26 protein-coding genes and 1 pseudogene are annotated in these 16,425 nt (G+C 54.5%); 1 reads left to right on the top strand and 26 read right to left on the bottom strand.

Going from position 1 to position 16,425, the window contains the following annotated elements; all coding sequences use genetic code 11:
• Positions 1–1,005: 1,005 nt before the first annotated feature.
• Positions 1,006–1,954, top strand: a pseudogene (locus AC0JZ1_RS07655) (IS630 family transposase).
• Between the two features lie 121 nt (positions 1,955–2,075).
• On the opposite strand, the gene rplQ reads toward AC0JZ1_RS07655, so the two are convergent.
• From rplQ to rplC, 26 genes are all read right to left on the bottom strand, one after another.
• Positions 2,076–2,501: a 50S ribosomal protein L17 gene (gene rplQ, locus AC0JZ1_RS07650; RefSeq protein WP_471881805.1), complete on the bottom strand. Its 426-nt coding sequence runs from the start codon at positions 2,499–2,501 to the stop codon at positions 2,076–2,078.
• 98 nt (positions 2,502–2,599) lie between these two features.
• The gene (locus AC0JZ1_RS07645) at positions 2,600–3,610 is read right to left on the bottom strand and encodes a DNA-directed RNA polymerase subunit alpha (protein ID WP_471881804.1); all 1,011 of its coding nucleotides are present in this window, start codon (positions 3,608–3,610) and stop codon (positions 2,600–2,602) included.
• 175 nt (positions 3,611–3,785) lie between these two features.
• A complete protein-coding gene (gene rpsK, locus AC0JZ1_RS07640) occupies positions 3,786–4,175 on the bottom strand; it encodes a 30S ribosomal protein S11 (protein WP_007766864.1) in 390 nt (129 codons plus the stop codon).
• Between the two features lie 126 nt (positions 4,176–4,301).
• On the bottom strand, positions 4,302–4,670 hold the full coding sequence (gene rpsM, locus AC0JZ1_RS07635; protein WP_062554703.1) for a 30S ribosomal protein S13: 369 nt from the start codon (positions 4,668–4,670) through the stop codon (positions 4,302–4,304).
• 241 nt (positions 4,671–4,911) lie between these two features.
• A complete protein-coding gene (locus AC0JZ1_RS07630) occupies positions 4,912–5,502 on the bottom strand; it encodes an adenylate kinase (protein WP_471881803.1) in 591 nt (196 codons plus the stop codon).
• A complete protein-coding gene (gene secY, locus AC0JZ1_RS07625; RefSeq protein ID WP_471881802.1) occupies positions 5,499–6,839 on the bottom strand; it encodes a preprotein translocase subunit SecY in 1,341 nt (446 codons plus the stop codon). The genes AC0JZ1_RS07630 and secY overlap by 4 nt, the downstream gene beginning before the upstream one ends.
• Positions 6,840–7,064: 225 nt before the next feature.
• On the bottom strand, positions 7,065–7,538 hold the full coding sequence (gene rplO, locus AC0JZ1_RS07620; protein WP_471881801.1) for a 50S ribosomal protein L15: 474 nt from the start codon (positions 7,536–7,538) through the stop codon (positions 7,065–7,067).
• 16 nt (positions 7,539–7,554) lie between these two features.
• Positions 7,555–7,752 (bottom strand): 50S ribosomal protein L30, encoded by a 198-nt coding sequence (gene rpmD, locus AC0JZ1_RS07615; protein WP_471881800.1) that lies wholly within the window; start codon positions 7,750–7,752, stop codon positions 7,555–7,557.
• 12 nt (positions 7,753–7,764) lie between these two features.
• Positions 7,765–8,334 (bottom strand): 30S ribosomal protein S5, encoded by a 570-nt coding sequence (gene rpsE, locus AC0JZ1_RS07610; protein WP_471881799.1) that lies wholly within the window; start codon positions 8,332–8,334, stop codon positions 7,765–7,767.
• Positions 8,335–8,476: 142 nt separating this feature from the next.
• Positions 8,477–8,839, bottom strand: coding sequence for a 50S ribosomal protein L18 (rplR, locus tag AC0JZ1_RS07605; RefSeq protein ID WP_471881798.1), 363 nt, complete (start codon positions 8,837–8,839; stop codon positions 8,477–8,479).
• Positions 8,840–8,851: 12 nt separating this feature from the next.
• Complete coding sequence (gene rplF / locus AC0JZ1_RS07600) at positions 8,852–9,385, bottom strand: 50S ribosomal protein L6 (RefSeq protein ID WP_471881797.1); 534 nt, start codon at positions 9,383–9,385, stop codon at positions 8,852–8,854.
• 40 nt (positions 9,386–9,425) lie between these two features.
• Entirely contained in the window at positions 9,426–9,824 is a 399-nt protein-coding gene (gene rpsH, locus AC0JZ1_RS07595) for a 30S ribosomal protein S8 (protein ID WP_471881796.1), read from the bottom strand.
• 13 nt (positions 9,825–9,837) lie between these two features.
• Positions 9,838–10,143 carry a 30S ribosomal protein S14 gene (gene rpsN / locus AC0JZ1_RS07590; RefSeq protein ID WP_471881795.1) on the bottom strand — a complete coding sequence of 102 codons (306 nt, stop codon included), beginning with the start codon at positions 10,141–10,143 and terminating at the stop codon, positions 9,838–9,840.
• A gap of 32 nt (positions 10,144–10,175) precedes the next feature.
• Positions 10,176–10,733, bottom strand: coding sequence for a 50S ribosomal protein L5 (gene rplE, locus AC0JZ1_RS07585; protein WP_471881794.1), 558 nt, complete (start codon positions 10,731–10,733; stop codon positions 10,176–10,178).
• Positions 10,726–11,034 carry a 50S ribosomal protein L24 gene (gene rplX / locus AC0JZ1_RS07580; protein ID WP_471881793.1) on the bottom strand — a complete coding sequence of 103 codons (309 nt, stop codon included), beginning with the start codon at positions 11,032–11,034 and terminating at the stop codon, positions 10,726–10,728. Before rplX ends, rplE begins: the two co-directional genes overlap by 8 nt.
• A gap of 14 nt (positions 11,035–11,048) precedes the next feature.
• Positions 11,049–11,417 carry a 50S ribosomal protein L14 gene (rplN, locus tag AC0JZ1_RS07575; RefSeq protein WP_003495199.1) on the bottom strand — a complete coding sequence of 123 codons (369 nt, stop codon included), beginning with the start codon at positions 11,415–11,417 and terminating at the stop codon, positions 11,049–11,051.
• 234 nt (positions 11,418–11,651) lie between these two features.
• The gene (gene rpsQ, locus AC0JZ1_RS07570; protein WP_471881792.1) at positions 11,652–11,888 is read right to left on the bottom strand and encodes a 30S ribosomal protein S17; all 237 of its coding nucleotides are present in this window, start codon (positions 11,886–11,888) and stop codon (positions 11,652–11,654) included.
• Positions 11,889–11,900: 12 nt separating this feature from the next.
• On the bottom strand, positions 11,901–12,101 hold the full coding sequence (gene rpmC, locus AC0JZ1_RS07565; RefSeq protein WP_007531673.1) for a 50S ribosomal protein L29: 201 nt from the start codon (positions 12,099–12,101) through the stop codon (positions 11,901–11,903).
• 12 nt (positions 12,102–12,113) lie between these two features.
• Positions 12,114–12,527, bottom strand: a complete 414-nt coding sequence (gene rplP, locus AC0JZ1_RS07560; RefSeq protein WP_471881791.1) for a 50S ribosomal protein L16 — start codon at positions 12,525–12,527, stop codon at positions 12,114–12,116.
• 37 nt (positions 12,528–12,564) lie between these two features.
• Complete coding sequence (gene rpsC / locus AC0JZ1_RS07555; RefSeq protein ID WP_377400883.1) at positions 12,565–13,284, bottom strand: 30S ribosomal protein S3; 720 nt, start codon at positions 13,282–13,284, stop codon at positions 12,565–12,567.
• A complete protein-coding gene (gene rplV, locus AC0JZ1_RS07550; protein WP_471881790.1) occupies positions 13,284–13,673 on the bottom strand; it encodes a 50S ribosomal protein L22 in 390 nt (129 codons plus the stop codon). The genes rpsC and rplV overlap by 1 nt, the downstream gene beginning before the upstream one ends.
• 2 nt (positions 13,674–13,675) lie before the next feature.
• A complete protein-coding gene (gene rpsS, locus AC0JZ1_RS07545) occupies positions 13,676–13,954 on the bottom strand; it encodes a 30S ribosomal protein S19 (RefSeq protein WP_028735901.1) in 279 nt (92 codons plus the stop codon).
• Between the two features lie 17 nt (positions 13,955–13,971).
• Complete coding sequence (gene rplB / locus AC0JZ1_RS07540) at positions 13,972–14,808, bottom strand: 50S ribosomal protein L2 (RefSeq protein ID WP_471881789.1); 837 nt, start codon at positions 14,806–14,808, stop codon at positions 13,972–13,974.
• Positions 14,809–14,824: 16 nt separating this feature from the next.
• Complete coding sequence (locus tag AC0JZ1_RS07535; protein ID WP_377400871.1) at positions 14,825–15,118, bottom strand: 50S ribosomal protein L23; 294 nt, start codon at positions 15,116–15,118, stop codon at positions 14,825–14,827.
• On the bottom strand, positions 15,115–15,735 hold the full coding sequence (gene rplD, locus AC0JZ1_RS07530; protein WP_471881788.1) for a 50S ribosomal protein L4: 621 nt from the start codon (positions 15,733–15,735) through the stop codon (positions 15,115–15,117). The genes AC0JZ1_RS07535 and rplD overlap by 4 nt, the downstream gene beginning before the upstream one ends.
• A 13-nt stretch (positions 15,736–15,748) precedes the next feature.
• On the bottom strand, positions 15,749–16,390 hold the full coding sequence (gene rplC / locus AC0JZ1_RS07525; protein ID WP_471881787.1) for a 50S ribosomal protein L3: 642 nt from the start codon (positions 16,388–16,390) through the stop codon (positions 15,749–15,751).
• Positions 16,391–16,425 lie beyond the last annotated feature (35 nt).

Raw genomic sequence — 16,425 nt, 5'->3', positions numbered from 1 at the left:
CTGAATTCGCGGATTTTCCTTAGAGAATTCGCCCATGATACTCCGCTACGCGCCCCGCCCCCGCAGGTCCGCTTGCCTTCTGCCAATCTCGCTGCGCCTGCTTTGTGGCGGGAAATGGACAGAACCAAGCATGGAGACAATACAAGCAAACGTCGTAAAAATCTGTTGCTGAATCGTCACAAAATCGGACACTTGAAACATCGTTACTCGTAAAAGGATATCTTGGCCGCGAGTTAAGATCTGAGCAACATTTCCAGAAGTTCCATTAAAGCATCGGACATTTCGCATGCCCCCCCGAGCAAGGCAGCGCGACCATACCCGGCGATAGGCACAGCGATCACTTGGCCTTGGCTACACCTGCGATATCTCTTAAAGCGCACATCCGACGCAACAAAAGCACTTGGCGCAATATAAGGCCAAGCGCACCATCCGAAGATGTTTGGTAAAGTCAGACGAGTGTTCATCACTGCGAGGATAGAGGCCAAAGGGCCAAACAATCGGTACACACTCAAGCCCATTGCATCTTGGTTCGCTAATCGCCACACCGACCAACTCAGCTTGAACAAACCTAATTGAAAAGCTCCGTTTCGACGATCAGAGGCGCACTGTCTACGAACGAATAAGAAGGTTTCGAACATATCCTGAAAATCGCCAACCCCCAGTGGTCCCGCGATTGAACAGCCCGATTGCGGATTAATGGAGTGACGCGACGAAGCAGGTGCACAGAAACCAGACGCAGGTTCAGGCTGCATCTTGATTCGCCAGTTCTCGGATCAATTGATTATTGACGAAAGCAGCCCACGTGCAGCTGATATGTTAGTTGACGACCAGCAGAACACCGCAGGGAGCACTTGACCGCCACTATGATAGATCTTGAGTTTGGATGGCAGTTCCAAGGACGCCTCAAACAACTAGAGCGGTTTCTCGTTTCTCTGAATCAGCTGTGCTACCCAAATCATCTCTGTTCTGATTCACTGATGCTGGCAGGATGGAGGCCAGCATCATATGACTGCACCGTTATCAAGTGATCTTCGTGAGCGTGTTGTAGCAGCCGTGTTGGACGGCGAAAGTATCCGAGCCGTTGCTGCACGCTTCGAAGTGGCGGCGTCTTCCGTGGTGAAGTGGTCTCAGCGCCATCGCGCGACCGGATCGGTTGATCCCGACAAGATGGGTGGTGATCGCAAGCGCATTCTGGAGCCGTACCGTAGCTTCATTGTCGAGCGTCTCGCTCAAAATCCGCACCTGACACTGCACGGACTGAAGGCTGAACTTGCCTCGCAAGGCATAGCCGTCTCCCACAATACGATTTGGAAGTTCATTCGCAGCGAGGGGCTGCGCTTCAAAAAAAACGCTGTTCGCCCTTGAGCAAGCTCGTGCCGATGTCGCTCGCAGAAGAGAGCGATGGAAGACCTTACAGCCTCACCTCGATCCCGACCGACTGGTCTTCATCGATGAGACCTGGATCAAGACCAACATGACGCCCATCAGGGGATGGGGACCAAAAGGCAAGCGTCTGAGGGCGTTTGCGCCGCACGGCCACTGGCGCACGCTGACATTCCTCGGGGCCTTGAGGACGGATCGGCTGACTGCACCCTGCGTCTTCGACGGGCCGATCAACGGCCGGTGCTTTCGCGCTTAAGTCGAACAGCAGTTAGTTCCTGTGCTCAAGCCGGGAGACATCGTCGTCATGGATAACCTCGGGAGCCACAAATCAGCGGCAATCCGTCAGGCAATCAATGCCGCAGGTGCACGGCTTTGGTTCCTGCCACCGTATTCGCCGGACCTTAATCCGATCGAACAGGCCTTTTCGAAGATAAAGCACTGGATGCGTAATGCACAGAAGCGGACTATCGACGATACTTGGCGGCATATCGGCGGGCTGGTCGAGGCAATCCAACCCGACGAATGTGCCAACTATCTCAAAAATGCAGGATATGTTTCCGTCAAAAAGTGAAACGCTCTAAGGATAAACTAAGTGAACCGGCAGCCTTCAAACTTAGTGAATGACCTATCACAAAACGAAAAGGCCGAGCGATTTCCCACTCGGCCTCAACGTAAATAACGGTCTTTAATACTTAGGCGGCTTCAGCAGCAGCCATTTCGGCTGCAACGCGAGCCTTGTCAGAAGCACCCTTGGCATCGACATCGCGTTCAACGAATTCGATAACCGCGAGAGGAGCATTGTCGCCCTGACGATAGCCAGCCTTCATGATACGCAGGTAACCGCCATTACGCGAAGCGTAACGAGTGGCAATGGCATCAAAGAGCTTGCGAACAGCATCCTGATCCTTGATCTGCGAGATCGCCTGACGACGAGCGTGCAGGTCGCCACGCTTACCAAGCGTAACAAGCTTCTCAACGATAGGACGAAGATCCTTCGCCTTCGGCAGGGTCGTTACAATCTGCTCATGGGTGATGAGCGAAGCCGCCATGTTAGCAAACATTGCCTTACGGTGGCTGGCGGTACGGTTGAGCTTGCGGCCGGCATTCTGGTGACGCATCTCGTGTCTCCTTTACTTGCAGGCATCTGCCTGCAGTTTAAACGTGCTTTCCACTTCCAGCAGCGGAGCAAAAGCTCCGCCCCGAAAATGCTTGCGGGTTAGTACTGATCTTCGTAGCGCTTTGCGAGATCTTCGATGTTTTCCGGCGGCCAGGCTGGAACTTCCATGCCCAGATGCAGGCCCATGGAAGCAAGAACTTCCTTGATCTCGTTCAGCGACTTGCGACCGAAGTTCGGCGTGCGCAGCATTTCCGCCTCGGTCTTCTGGATGAGATCGCCGATGTAAACAATGTTGTCGTTCTTCAAGCAGTTAGCAGAACGAACTGAGAGTTCCAGTTCGTCAACCTTCTTGAGGAGAGCTGGATTGAACGCAAGTTCGGTAACCGCTTCCTCTTCTGCTTCCTTCTGCGGCTCGTCAAAGTTGACGAATACCGACAGCTGATCCTGAAGAATACGGGCGGCGAAGGCAACGGCGTCCTCACCAGTGACCGAACCATCTGTTTCGATAGTCATGGTCAGCTTGTCGTAGTCAAGAACCTGCCCTTCGCGGGTGTTTTCCACCTTGTAGGACACTTTCTTGACAGGAGAGTAGAGGCTATCGACGGGGATCAGACCAATCGGAGCATCTTCAGCACGATTACGTTCGGCAGGAACATAGCCCTTGCCGTTGTTAACCGTAAATTCCATGCGAATTTCCGCGCCTTCATCAAGCGTACAAATCACATGGTCAGGGTTCAGAATTTCGATATCGCCAACGGTCTGGATATCGCCAGCCTTGACCGAACCTGGTCCCTGCTTGCGAACAACCATGCGCTTGGCATCATCGCCATCCATCTTGATGGCAATTTCCTTGATGTTCAGCACGATATCCGTGACATCTTCGCGGACGCCAGGGATCGAAGAGAATTCATGCAGAACGCCGTCGATCTGCACTGCCGTCACAGCAGCGCCGCGCAGCGACGACAAGAGGACACGACGCAATGCGTTTCCAAGCGTCAAACCGAATCCGCGCTCAAGCGGCTCCGCGACGAGCGTAGCCTTGGTACGACTAGAGGAGTTGAACTCCACCTTGTTCGGCTTGATCAGTTCCTGCCAGTTCTTCTGGATCATATGTTTCAAACCTTCCGTTCGCTGCCACTATTCAATCGTGACAACCGAGCATGAGAAGCGCCTAGAGAACTCTAAGGCGTTACGGCAAAGCCGCCAGACCTCGAAACCGGGGTAAGGCGGCGTCACACGAATTTCGAGCGAGGCAACCCAAGAACAGGCTGCCTCAACACGTCCATTAGACGCGGCGCTTCTTGCGCGGGCGGCAACCGTTGTGCGGGATAGGTGTTACATCACGAATGGACGTAATCATAAAACCAGCAGCCTGAAGCGCACGCAAAGCAGATTCACGACCGGAACCAGGGCCACAAACTTCAACTTCCAAGGACTTCATGCCATGCTCTTGCGCCTTCTTTGCGCAATCTTCAGCAGCGATCTGCGCGGCAAACGGAGTTGACTTGCGCGAACCCTTGAAGCCCTTCGCACCAGCGGAAGACCATGCAATAGCATTGCCCTGAGCATCCGTGATGGTGATCATGGTGTTGTTAAAGGTCGAATTAACGTGAGCAACACCAGAGGTGATGTTTTTGCGTTCGCGACGGCGTACGCGTGTGGCTTCCTTGGCCATTGTATCCCTTTCGTTGATATCGTCACCGCCGTAACACCAGCGGCTCCACCGGGGCAAGAAGCCCCAAACTCAAAAAGGAGGCTCGCGAAATTATCGCCAGCCTCCAATTCTCGGCATTACCGAAAATTACTTCTTCTTACCAGCAATTGCCTTTGCAGGACCCTTGCGAGTACGCGCATTGGTGTGGGTGCGCTGACCACGAACCGGAAGACCGCGACGATGACGCAAACCACGGTAGCAACCCAAATCCATAAGGCGCTTGATGTTCATCGCAGTTTCGCGACGAAGATCGCCCTCAACCTGGTAATCGCGATCAATTGTTTCACGAATCTGAAGAACTTCAGCATCCGTCAACTGATGAACGCGCCGATCAGCCGCAATACCGACCTTCTCGACAATTTCCTGTGCAAACTTCGGGCCGATCCCGTGAATATAGGTCAGCGCAATAACAACGCGCTTCGCAGTCGGGATGTTGACGCCAGCGATACGTGCCACGCCTATTCTCCTTGCGTTCCAGTTGCCATCCGGCAAGTGGTACTTTTCCTTGAGAGCAGCCAACAGAGGCCGCCAGTTCAAATTCTCATCCGATATCAATCGAAACGATCAATACGGACTTCAGTTAGAAATCCGCGCCTATCGCTTTCAAAAGTCGCGAGTTGGCGCGGTGTTTAATGGAATCGGTCGAAAAAAGCAACCGGGGCCACTAAGATTCTTCGGGAGAACACAAACGGCCGCTTCAGGCCGAAGCTTTCTCCAAGATATTCTCGATCGCAGCCGTAACGGCATCGACATCAGCCATCCCATCAACCGCCACAAGCTCACCCGTGCTGGCATAGTGCTCAGACAAAGGAGCAGTCTTTTCACGATACTCGGACAGACGCTTGCGGAAAGCCTCAGGGTTATCATCAGACCTAACAGTTCCGCCAGCAGCCAAAGTCTCCGCAACGCGCGATTCGATGCGAAGAATAAGAGCCTCTTCATCGACCTTCAGCTCGATAACCGCATCTAGGCGAAGACCAAGCTTCTGCAGGTTTTCAGACAAAGCCACTGCCTGAGGCACGGTGCGGGGATACCCGTCGAGGATAAACCCGCGCGCGCAGTCAGGCTCTTGAATACGCTCAGACACAATCTGATTGACGATATCATCAGAAACGAGCCCGCCAGCGTCCATCACAGCCTTAGCGCGCTTCCCGATCTCCGTCTCCGCCTTGACAGCTGCGCGCAGCATGTCACCCGTAGAGAGCTGAGGAATGGAATACTTTTCCGTCAACCGCTTAGCCTGGGTTCCCTTACCCGCTCCCGGCGGCCCCAAAAAGATTAGTCTCATCTTCCCCTCTTTCCTCCACGCAACTTGGACTTCTTGATCATGCCCTCATACTGCTGAGCAATCAGGTGCCCCTGTATCTGGGCCACAGTGTCTAGCGTTACACTGACCACGATCAAAAGCGAAGTACCACCAAGGGCTAACGGGATGCCCGTGCGAGCGATAAGCGTTTCCGGCAAGATACATACAAAGACCAGGTAGATTGCGCCGATCACCGTGATTCGTGTCAGGACGTAATCAATATACTCAGCCGTCCGCTCCCCAGGACGGATGCCAGGAATAAAGCCGCCATGTTTCTTCAGATTGTCAGCCGTATCCTTCGGATTGAAGACAATGGCCGTATAGAAGAAAGCGAAAAAAGCGATCAGGAAGCCATAAAAGACCATGAAAAGCGGCTGACCATGCTGCAGCGATGCGATAACCGCAGTGGCCCAAGTGGGCAGGTTTGCATTCCCGGCAAAACCAGCCGCCGTTGCTGGCAGCAACAGAAGAGAGGATGCGAAGATAGCTGGAATAACACCAGCTGTGTTCAACTTCAGGGGCAGGTGCGAGGTATCGCCCTGGAACATGCGATTGCCAACTTGACGCTTTGGATACTGAATGAGCAACCGGCGCTGCGCACGCTCGACAAACACGATCAGCGCGATCACACCGATAGCAACGACCACGACGGTCAAAATCAGAGCAGTCGATAGCGCGCCAGTCCGGCCGAGTTCGAGAGTACCCGCCAGCGCAGTTGGCAAACCGGCAGCAATACCCGCAAAGATAATAAGGGAAATGCCGTTACCGATACCACGGGACGTTATCTGCTCGCCGAGCCACATGAGGAACATAGTTCCGCCAAGCAAGGTCACGACAGTCGAAATACGAAAGAAGATACCAGGATCGAGAACGATTCCGTTGCCGCCCTCCAAACCCACAGCTATGCCGTACGCTTGCAGCGTTCCAAGAAGTACAGTTCCGTAGCGCGTATATTGATTGATGATCTTGCGCCCTTGCTCACCTTCCTTTTTCAGGTTTTCGAGCGAAGGAACAACCGACGTCATAAGCTGAACAATGATCGAGGCAGAGATGTAAGGCATGATGCCGAGGGCGAAAATCGCCATTCTCTGCACCGCGCCGCCGGCAAACATATTGAAGAGGCCAAGGATACCGCCTGCCTGCCCGCGAAAAGCCTGAGCATATGCCTCGGGGTTGAGACCCGGGAGAGGAATATGCGTGCCTAACCGGTACACGAGAAGCGCAGCCAAGGTAAACCAAAGGCGCTTCTTCAGATCAGTTGCCTTAGAAAAGGTAGAAAAACTTAAATTTGAGGCCAGTTGCTCTGCTGCAGATGCCATGCCTATCTCCGCCTGACCAATCCGCCAGGCGAAAAAGCGCTCTGGACAGAAAGCAGTCTCTATTCCTATTCAGAAATCGGGAGCTGGTCGGCTCTGGACGCTTTCGGCCCCTCCCCCTTTTTCCGTTCCTACCCGGCTTACTCGCCGAATCCGTACCGGGTCGCGAGGCCCACATATGGGAGCAAAATCGCCCGGTGTGAAGCACCCCGGGCGATTGTGTACATATTATTCAGCAGCAGCTGCTGACAAAAGTTTCACGGAACCACCAGCCTTCTCGATCTTCTCGATCGCAGACTTGGAAGCGCCAGCAACTTCGATGGAGACTTTGGCAGTCAGTTCGCCGTCAGCGAGCACGCGAACGCCATCCTTGATGCGGCGGATAACGCCTGCAGCCTTGAGGGAAGCAGCATCAACCGTAGCAGAAGCATCAAGCTTCTTCGCGTCAATGGCCGTCTGGATGCGACCAAGCGAAACAACCACGAAGTCAGAAGCGAAGATGTTGTTGAAGCCACGCTTCGGCAAACGACGGTAGATTGGCATCTGACCGCCTTCGAAACCGTTAATCGCGACACCGGAACGAGCCTTCTGACCCTTTACACCGCGACCACCGGTCTTACCCTTGCCAGAACCGATACCGCGACCAACGCGGATGCGATCCTTGCTAGAGCCTTCATTATCTTTAATTTCATTCAGTTTCATGGAATGTACTCCCGGCTCACTTCTCGTCGACAACGCGAACGAGGTGCTGCACAGACCGGATCATACCACGAACTGCTGGTGTATCTTCCAGAGTGCGAACCCGGTGCATCTTGTTCAGACCGAGACCGATCAGCGTCTGACGCTGAACCGCCGGCCGGCGAATGGGGCTACCGATCTGCTCGACCGTAACCGTTTTGTTGGTTTCGTTGGCCATCAATAAAGCTCCTTATTCTTCCGCTGCATTACCGGAAGCGGCACGGCGGGCCTGAAGCGTAGCATACTTGATACCACGCTGTGCTGCGATGTCCTTCGGATGCACCTGATGCTTCAACGCGTCGAACGTTGCACGAACCATGTTATAAGGGTTAGACGAACCCGTCGACTTGGCAACAACGTCATGAACGCCGAGCGTTTCGAAGACAGCGCGCATCGGGCCACCTGCGATGATACCAGTACCAGCCTTAGCAGAGCGCAGCAGAACCTTGCCTGCACCGTGACGGCCGTTAACATCGTGATGGAGCGTGCGGCCATCGCGCAGTGGAACGAAAATCAGATCGCGCTTCGCTGCTTCCGTGGCCTTACGAATCGCCTCAGGAACTTCACGAGCCTTACCGTGACCGAAGCCAACGCGACCCTTCTGGTCACCCACGACAACAAGAGCAGCGAAACCGAAGCGACGGCCACCCTTCACAACTTTTGCAACGCGGTTGATAGCTACCAGCTTATCAACAAACTCGCTATCACGCTCTTCGCGGCTCTGACGATCGTCGCGCGAGCCTCTCTTTTCCTGTGCCATTTTCCTGTTCCTTTTTCTTTTCCGGTACAAACGGCAGATTTCAAAAAGCCGACCAGATCGCCATGGAGGCAACTGGTCGGCCAGCAACGAGTGGCCTCATAGGCCAAAATACGCGGCGTGAAAAGGCCGCGTATTAACTTTTTTAGAAGGACAAACCGCCTTCGCGGGCTGCGTCGGCCAAAGCCTTCACGCGGCCGTGGTAAAGGAATGCGCCGCGATCGAACACGACTTCCTTTACACCCGCTGCAACAGCGCGCTCAGCAACGAGCTTGCCGACCGCAGCAGCTGCTGCAGTGTCTGCACCCGTCTTCAGCGAGGTGCGGAGGCCACCGTCGAGAGTGGAAGCCGCAGCAACGGTGCGACCAGCCACGTCATCAATGACCTGGGCGTAGATGTTCTTCGACGAGCGATGAACCGACAGACGCGGGCGACCGTTTGCAACCGCCTTAACCTGGCGGCGTACACGGCTCGCGCGCTTTGCAAGTGCTTCTTTCCTGCTAGCCATTTCGCGTCAACCTTACTTCTTCTTGCCTTCTTTGCGGACGATACGTTCCTCGGCGTACTTGACGCCTTTGCCCTTGTAAGGCTCTGGACCGCGGTATTCGCGGATCTCCGCGGCAACCTGACCGACCTGCTGTTTATTAATGCCGGTTACGACAATTTCTGTCGGCTTTGGCACGGCAATCGTGATGCCCTGCGGAGGCTCATACACAACGTCATGCGAGAAACCGAGCGCCAGTTGCAAGTTCTTGCCTTGCATCGACGCACGATAACCAACGCCGTTGATCTCGAGCTTGCGCTCAAAGCCATCCTTAACACCACGGAAGATGTTCTCGATCATCGTGCGGGACATGCCCCACTTTGCACGAGCATCCTTAGAATCGCTGACCGGCGAAACCGAAACAGCATTATCTTCCAGAGACAGCTTTACTTCGTCGTTTGCTACGAAGACCAGCTCGCCCTTCGGACCCTTTGCAGTTACCTTCTGTCCTTCAACAGAAGCCGTCACACCTGCAGGAACCGGAACGGGCTTTTTACCGATACGAGACATTTTTCAATCCTGTCTGTTCGCTAGAGTTTCCTGCAAGGTCTTAGAAGACCGAGCAGAGAACCTCGCCACCAACGTTCTGTTCGCGAGCCTGGTGATCGGCCATCACACCCTTCGGAGTCGAAAGGATAGTGATGCCGAGGCCGTTCGCGACCTGCGGAATGGACTTAACCGAAACATACACTCGGCGGCCCGGCTTGGAAACTCGGCCGATCTCACGGATCACCGAGGCACCTTCGTAATACTTAAGCTCGATCTCGATTTCGGACTTGCCGTTGCCGTGGTCGACCTGAGAGTAGCCGCGAATGTAGCCTTCAGACTGCAAAACGTCCAAAACACGAACGCGCAGCTTCGAAGCAGGCGTCGTGACGGAGGACTTGCGGCGTGCAGCGCCATTGCGGATGCGTGTGAGCATATCGCCCAGAGGATCAGTCATGGTCATCTTAACCGTCTCCTTACCAGCTGGACTTCACGATGCCGGGCACCTTGCCCAGATTGCCCAACTCGCGCAAAGCGATACGGGACATCTTGAGCTTACGGTAGAAGGCACGCGGGCGACCGGTGACTTCGCAGCGATTGCGAATACGAGTTTTTGAACCATCACGCGGCAATGAAGCAAGCTTCAAGGTAGCCTTGAAACGATCTTCGATCGACATTTCCTGGTTCATGATGATCGCCTTCAAAGCAGCACGCTTTGCCGCCTGGTTGGCAACCGTCTTGCGGCGGCGCTTGTTCTTTTCGATTGCGCTTGTCTTCGCCATATCGAGTTCCTTTTCTACGCTCGTCGTTACGGTTACTGACGGAACGGGAAGTTGAACTCTTTCAAAAGAGCCCGCGCTTCGTCGTCCGCGTTTGCCGTCGTGCAAACGATGATGTCCATGCCCCACATCTGATCAACCTTATCGTAGTTGATCTCAGGGAACACGATGTGTTCCTTGATGCCCATGGCGAAGTTGCCACGGCCGTCAAAGCTCTTCGGATTCAGGCCGCGGAAGTCGCGAACGCGCGGCAGCGCGATGTTGACCAGACGATCCAGGAATTCGTACATGCGAGCGCCACGCAAGGTGACCTTCGCGCCAATCGGCATGCCTTCACGCACCTTGAAGCCAGCAATGGAGTTGCGGGCACGGGTTACGACAGGCTTCTGGCCAGCAATAGCAGCGAGATCTGCAGCTGCGACAGTTGGCTTCTTAGAATCAGCCGTCGCTTCGCCAACACCCATGTTGATCACGATTTTATCGATCTTTGGGATCTGCATCTCGTTAGCGTAAGAAAACTGCTCCTGCATCGCAGCGCGAATGCGAGTCACATATTCCGTCTTCAAACGGGGCTCGTACTTTGCCTCAGCCATCGATCACATCTCCCGTACGCTTGGCCACACGGACCTTCTTGCCGTCAACCACGGAGAAACCGACACGAGTCGGCTTTCCATCCTTCGCGACGACCGCGATATTGGAAAGATGGATGGAGGCTTCCTTGTTGATGATGCCGGCTTCCTGCGTCTGCGTCTGACGCTGGTGACGCTTCACCATATTGACGCCACGCACGACAGCGCGATCTTCCTTCGGCAACACCTGCACAACTTCGCCGGTGCGACCTTTGTCCTTACCGGTGAGAACGATTACGTTATCGCCCTTACGAATCTTTTGCATCTCTATCCGCTCCCTTAGAGTACTTCCGGAGCCAGCGAGATGATCTTCATGTGGTTCTTGGCGCGAAGTTCGCGCGGAACCGGTCCGAAGATACGTGTGCCGATGGGCTCTTTCTTGTTATCGATGAGGACTGCAGCATTGTTATCGAAACGGATAACACTACCGTCCGCGCGGCGGATGTCCTTGGCGGTGCGAACAACGACGGCTTTCATCACGTCGCCCTTCTTGACGCGGCCACGCGGAATAGCTTCCTTGATGGAAACGACGATAATATCGCCGACAGAAGCATATTTACGCTTAGAGCCGCCCAGCACCTTGATGCACATGACACGACGTGCGCCGGAATTATCGGCAACGTCGAGGTTTGTTTGCATCTGAATCATGTCAGGTCGCCTTCTTGTAACGACTGGAACGGTTGGGCCGAAGCCCCCTTTTCCAGCTCAATGACATATATGTTTTCGCGCGGGATTGGATCTTGCCAAGGTGGTTTCCAAGATAAGGACCTTCCCTGCGCTGCAAAGCAAAAAGAACGCCCGCGAACGGGCGTTCAGCGCCAATGCGCTGCTTCATACAGATTTCTGCGAAAGACACAAGTGCCGAACGCAGATTACTGCAAATTAAGCGTGGGCGGAAATGACCGTCCAGCACTTGTCCTTGGAGATTGGCGCGCACTCCTGGATGGAGACAATATCGCCAATCTTGAATTGGTTGTTTTCGTCGTGAGCTTTGTACTTCTTGGAACGGCGAACAGTCTTCTGGAGCAGCGGATGAGCAAAGCGACGCTCAACCCGAACCACTACCGTCTTCTCGTTCTTGTCGCTGACCACGACGCCCTGCAGAATGCGCTTCGGCATATTATTCTTCCCTTAGGCCTTTGCTTCTGCCGCCTTCTGGCGGGCAATGGTTTTCACGCGAGCGATGTCCTTGCGGACTTCGTTGATGCGCGAGGACTTTTCCAGCTGGCCGGTCGCCTTCTGAAAGCGCAGATTAAACTGCTCCTTCTTCAAGTCAGCAAGCTTGTCCTTGAGCTGGTCGGCCGTGAGGCCGCGAACTTCTTCGGCTTTCATGTGCCTAACCCCTTACTCTGCGATGCGCTGTACGAAGCGCGTCTTGACCGAGAGCTTGGCAGAGCCGAGACGAAGCGCCTCGCGTGCAATTTCCTCGGACACACCATCGATTTCGAACATCATGCGACCAGGCTTAACCTTGCAAGCCCAATACTCGACCGAACCCTTACCCTTACCCATACGCACTTCGGTCGGCTTGGCCGTTACCGGAGTATCAGGGAATACGCGGATCCATACTCGGCCTGCACGCTTCATGTAACGTGTAATCGCGCGGCGAGCCGCTTCGATCTCACGAGCATTAACGCGGTTCGGCTCTTGTGCCTTCAGACCGAACTCACCGAAAGCCAGGTCGAAGCCGCCCTTGGCCACACCCTTGATGCGACCCTTGAACTGCTTGCGATACTTGGTACGCTTTGGCTGCAACATTTTCTTATTCTCCGATCTTATCTTTCGCCAGCGCTAATCAAGCGTTTTCGCGACGACGATCACGGTCACGGCTCGCCGGACCCTGAGCATCACCCTCGAGTGCACGGCGTTCGGAAGCCATCGGATCATGTTCAAGGATTTCGCCCTTGAAGATCCAGACCTTGATGCCGCAGATACCGAAAGCTGTTTCAGCTTCAGCAGTACCATAATCAATATCGGCGCGGAGCGTATGAAGAGGAACGCGACCTTCGCGGTACCATTCTGTACGCGCAATTTCCGCACCGCCAAGACGACCTGCGCAGGTGATCTTGATACCCTCAGCGCCGAGACGCATGGCCGATTGAACGGCACGTTTCATGGCACGACGGAAAGCAACGCGACGTTCAAGCTGCTGAGCAATGGACTGCGCAACAAGTGTTGCGTCCACTTCAGGCTTGCGCACTTCAACGATGTTAAGGTGCGTCTCGGAAGACGTCATATCTGAAAGCTTCTTACGAAGCTTCTCGATATCTGCGCCTTTCTTACCGATGATCAAGCCCGGACGTGCAGAGTGGATCGTTACCCGGCACTTCTTGTGCGGACGTTCGATAACCACCTTAGCAATACCAGCCTGCTTTAGTTCCTGCATCAGATACGCGCGAATCTTAAGATCTTCGTGCAGCAACTGACCGTATTCAGCATTGTCGGCGAACCAACGGCTATCCCAAGTACGGTTAATGCCGAGGCGGAAGCCGATTGGATTAATTTTCTGACCCATTATGCGGCCTCCCCTTTTTCCTCGACTTCGCGCACCACAATGGTGAGATGCGCAAAAGGCTTTTCGATGCGGGATGCGCGACCACGCCCACGAGCGTGGAAACGCTTCATGGTGATCGACTTACCAACATAGGCCTCGGCGACGACGAGAGCGTCGACGTCGAGATCATGGTTGTTCTCAGCATTTGCGATAGCAGACTCAAGTGTCTTCTTTACCGCACCTGCAATACGCTTACGAGAAAACTCGAGCTCTGCCAGAGCGCGCTCGACCTTCTTGCCACGGATCATGGCGGCAACAAGGTTGAGCTTCTGCGGGCTGACACGAAGCGTGCGGGCAACTGCCTGCGCCTCGTTATCCTTCAGCCGGCGTTCGGTCTTTGCCTTCGCCATGATTACTTCCTCTTTGCCTTCTTGTCCGCACCATGACCGTAGTAGGTCCGGGTCGGAGAGAATTCACCGAACTTATGACCGACCATGTCTTCGTTAACGCTGACCGGAACATGCTTGCTGCCGTTGTAGACGCCAAACGTCAAACCAACGAACTGCGGGAGGATCGTGGAGCGACGGCTCCAGATCTTGATTACTTCGCTACGGCCGCCTTCGCGCACCTTCTCAGCTTTCTTGAGAAGATAGCCGTCAACGAACGGGCCTTTCCAAACTGAACGAGCCATTTGCTGACTTCCTTCTCTTACTTCTTGCGCTGATGGCGCGAACGCATGATGAACTTGTCGGTAGCCTTGTTCGAACGGGTACGCTTACCCTTCGTTGGCTTACCCCATGGCGTCACTGGGTGACGACCACCGGAGGTACGACCTTCACCACCACCGTGCGGGTGATCGACCGGGTTCATGACAACACCGCGGTTGTGCGGTGTCTTACCGCGCCAACGCGTACGACCGGCCTTGCCATCGTTGATGTTGCCGTGGTCCGGGTTGGACACAGCACCGACAGTTGCAAGGCAGCTGCCAGGAACGAGGCGCTGTTCGCCTGAATTCAGACGAAGGATCGCCATACCAGCATCACGACCGACCAGCTGTACGTAAGTGCCAGCCGAACGAGCAATCTGGCCGCCCTTGGCAGGTTTCATTTCTACGTTGTGCAGAATGGAACCGACAGGGATGTACTGCAGAGGCATAGTATTGCCAGGCTTTACGTCAACTGCCTTATTAGACGAGATGACCTTGTCGCCAGCAGCAAGGCGCTGTGGTGCCAGGATGTAAGCCTGCTCACCATCAGCATAGGTGATGAGAGCGATGAATGCAGTCCGGTTCGGATCGTACTCCAGGCGCTCAACCGTGCCCTCGACGTCAAACTTGCGACGCTTGAAGTCAACGATACGATAGGTGCGCTTATGACCGCCGCCGATAAAGCGAGCAGTGATACGACCAAGGTTGTTACGACCACCGCTCTTGGAAAGACCCTCCGTCAACGCTTTGACAGGCTTGCCCTTGTGGAGACCCGAACGGTCGACAATGACCAGCTGACGCTGGCTCGGTGTCGTTGGGTTGAAACTCTTCAATGCCATTGTTCTAGTTCCCTACTCAGATGCCCGTCGACACGTCGATCGACTGACCTTCTGCAAGCGTAACGACAGCCTTTTTGACGTCCTTCTGCTTGCCGATGAAGCCGCGGAAACGCTTTACCTTGCCCTTGCGGACGAGCGTATTGACAGCCTTGACCTTCACGCCGAAGAGAGCCTCAACCGCAGCCTTGATTTCAGGCTTGGATGCACCCTTGGCGACGTTGAAGACAACCTGATTCTGCTCAGATACCAGCGTCGACTTTTCCGTGATCGATGGAGATACGATCACGTCATAGTGGCGAATGTCGGTCATTTGAACCGCTCCTCCAGAGCTTCAACCGCAGCCTTGGAAAGCACAAGCTTGCCACGACGCAGAATGTCGTAAACGTTGATGCCCTGAACAGGCAGGACGTCGATGTTCGGGATGTTCTGAGCAGCCAGCTTGAAGTTTGAGTCAAGCTCAACACCGCCAATAACAAGCGCGTTGTTCAGACCCAGTGTTTCAAACGTAGCAGCTACTGCCTTCGTCTTTGCATCCGTGGCAACGAGCTGATCAACAATGATCAGGTCTTCAGCCTTGAACTTGGCAGACAGGGCATGACGCAGAGCCAATGCACGTACCTTCTTAGGCAAGTCATGCTCATGGCTGCGAACAACCGGACCATGTGCCTTACCGCCACCGCGGAACTGTGGAGCACGAGCGGAATGGTGACGAGCGCGACCCGTACCCTTCTGCTTGTACATCTTCGAACCGGTGCGAGATACCTCGGAACGGCCTTTTGACTTGTGCGTACCCTGCTGCTTCTTGGCAAGCTGCCAACGAACCATACGTGCCAGGATATCCTGACGCGGATCGAGGCCAAAGATCTCTTCAGAAAGGGAGACCTTGCCTGCGTCCTTCCCCTCAAGGGTCTTGACGTTGAATTCCATAACTAAGGCTCCCTTACTTCGCGGCCGACTTGACGGCGTCGCGGACGATGATCCAGGAACCCTTCGAACCAGGAACGGCACCCTTTACGAGGATCAAACCACGATCTTCATCAGTCGAGACAACTTCGAGGTTTTGCGTCGTTACGCGAGTCTGGCCCATATGACCAGCCATGCGCTTGCCTTTCCAAACCTTGCCCGGATCCTGGTTATTACCAGTTGAACCGTGCGAACGGTGAGAAACGGAAACACCGTGCGTGGCGCGAAGACCACCGAAGTTATGACGCTTCATCGCACCAGCAAAGCCTTTACCAATCGACGTACCAGTGACGTCAACCAACTGACCGGCAGTGAAGTGGCTCGGCGTTACAGCAGCACCGACATCGATAAGATTGTCGGCATCAACGCGAAACTCAACGACCTTCTGCTTCGGCTCAACCTGAGCTACAGCAAAATGACCGCGCAAAGCCTTGCTTGTATTTTTTACCTTTGCCTGGCCTGCGCCAAGCTGAACGGCGGTATAACCGTTCTTTTCTTCCGTACGGTGCGCAACGACCTGGCAGTTTTCGACACGGAGTACCGTGACCGGAACGTGCTCGCCTGCGTCGTTATAGACGCGGGTCATTCCCACCTTTTGTGCAATTACACCTGAACGCATCGGTTCAATCCTTCTCACTCAGCCCAAGGCAGAGC

The sequence above is a fragment of the Affinirhizobium capsici genome, from assembly GCF_977018625.1.
This window is presented reverse-complemented; position numbering and strand designations above follow the sequence as displayed.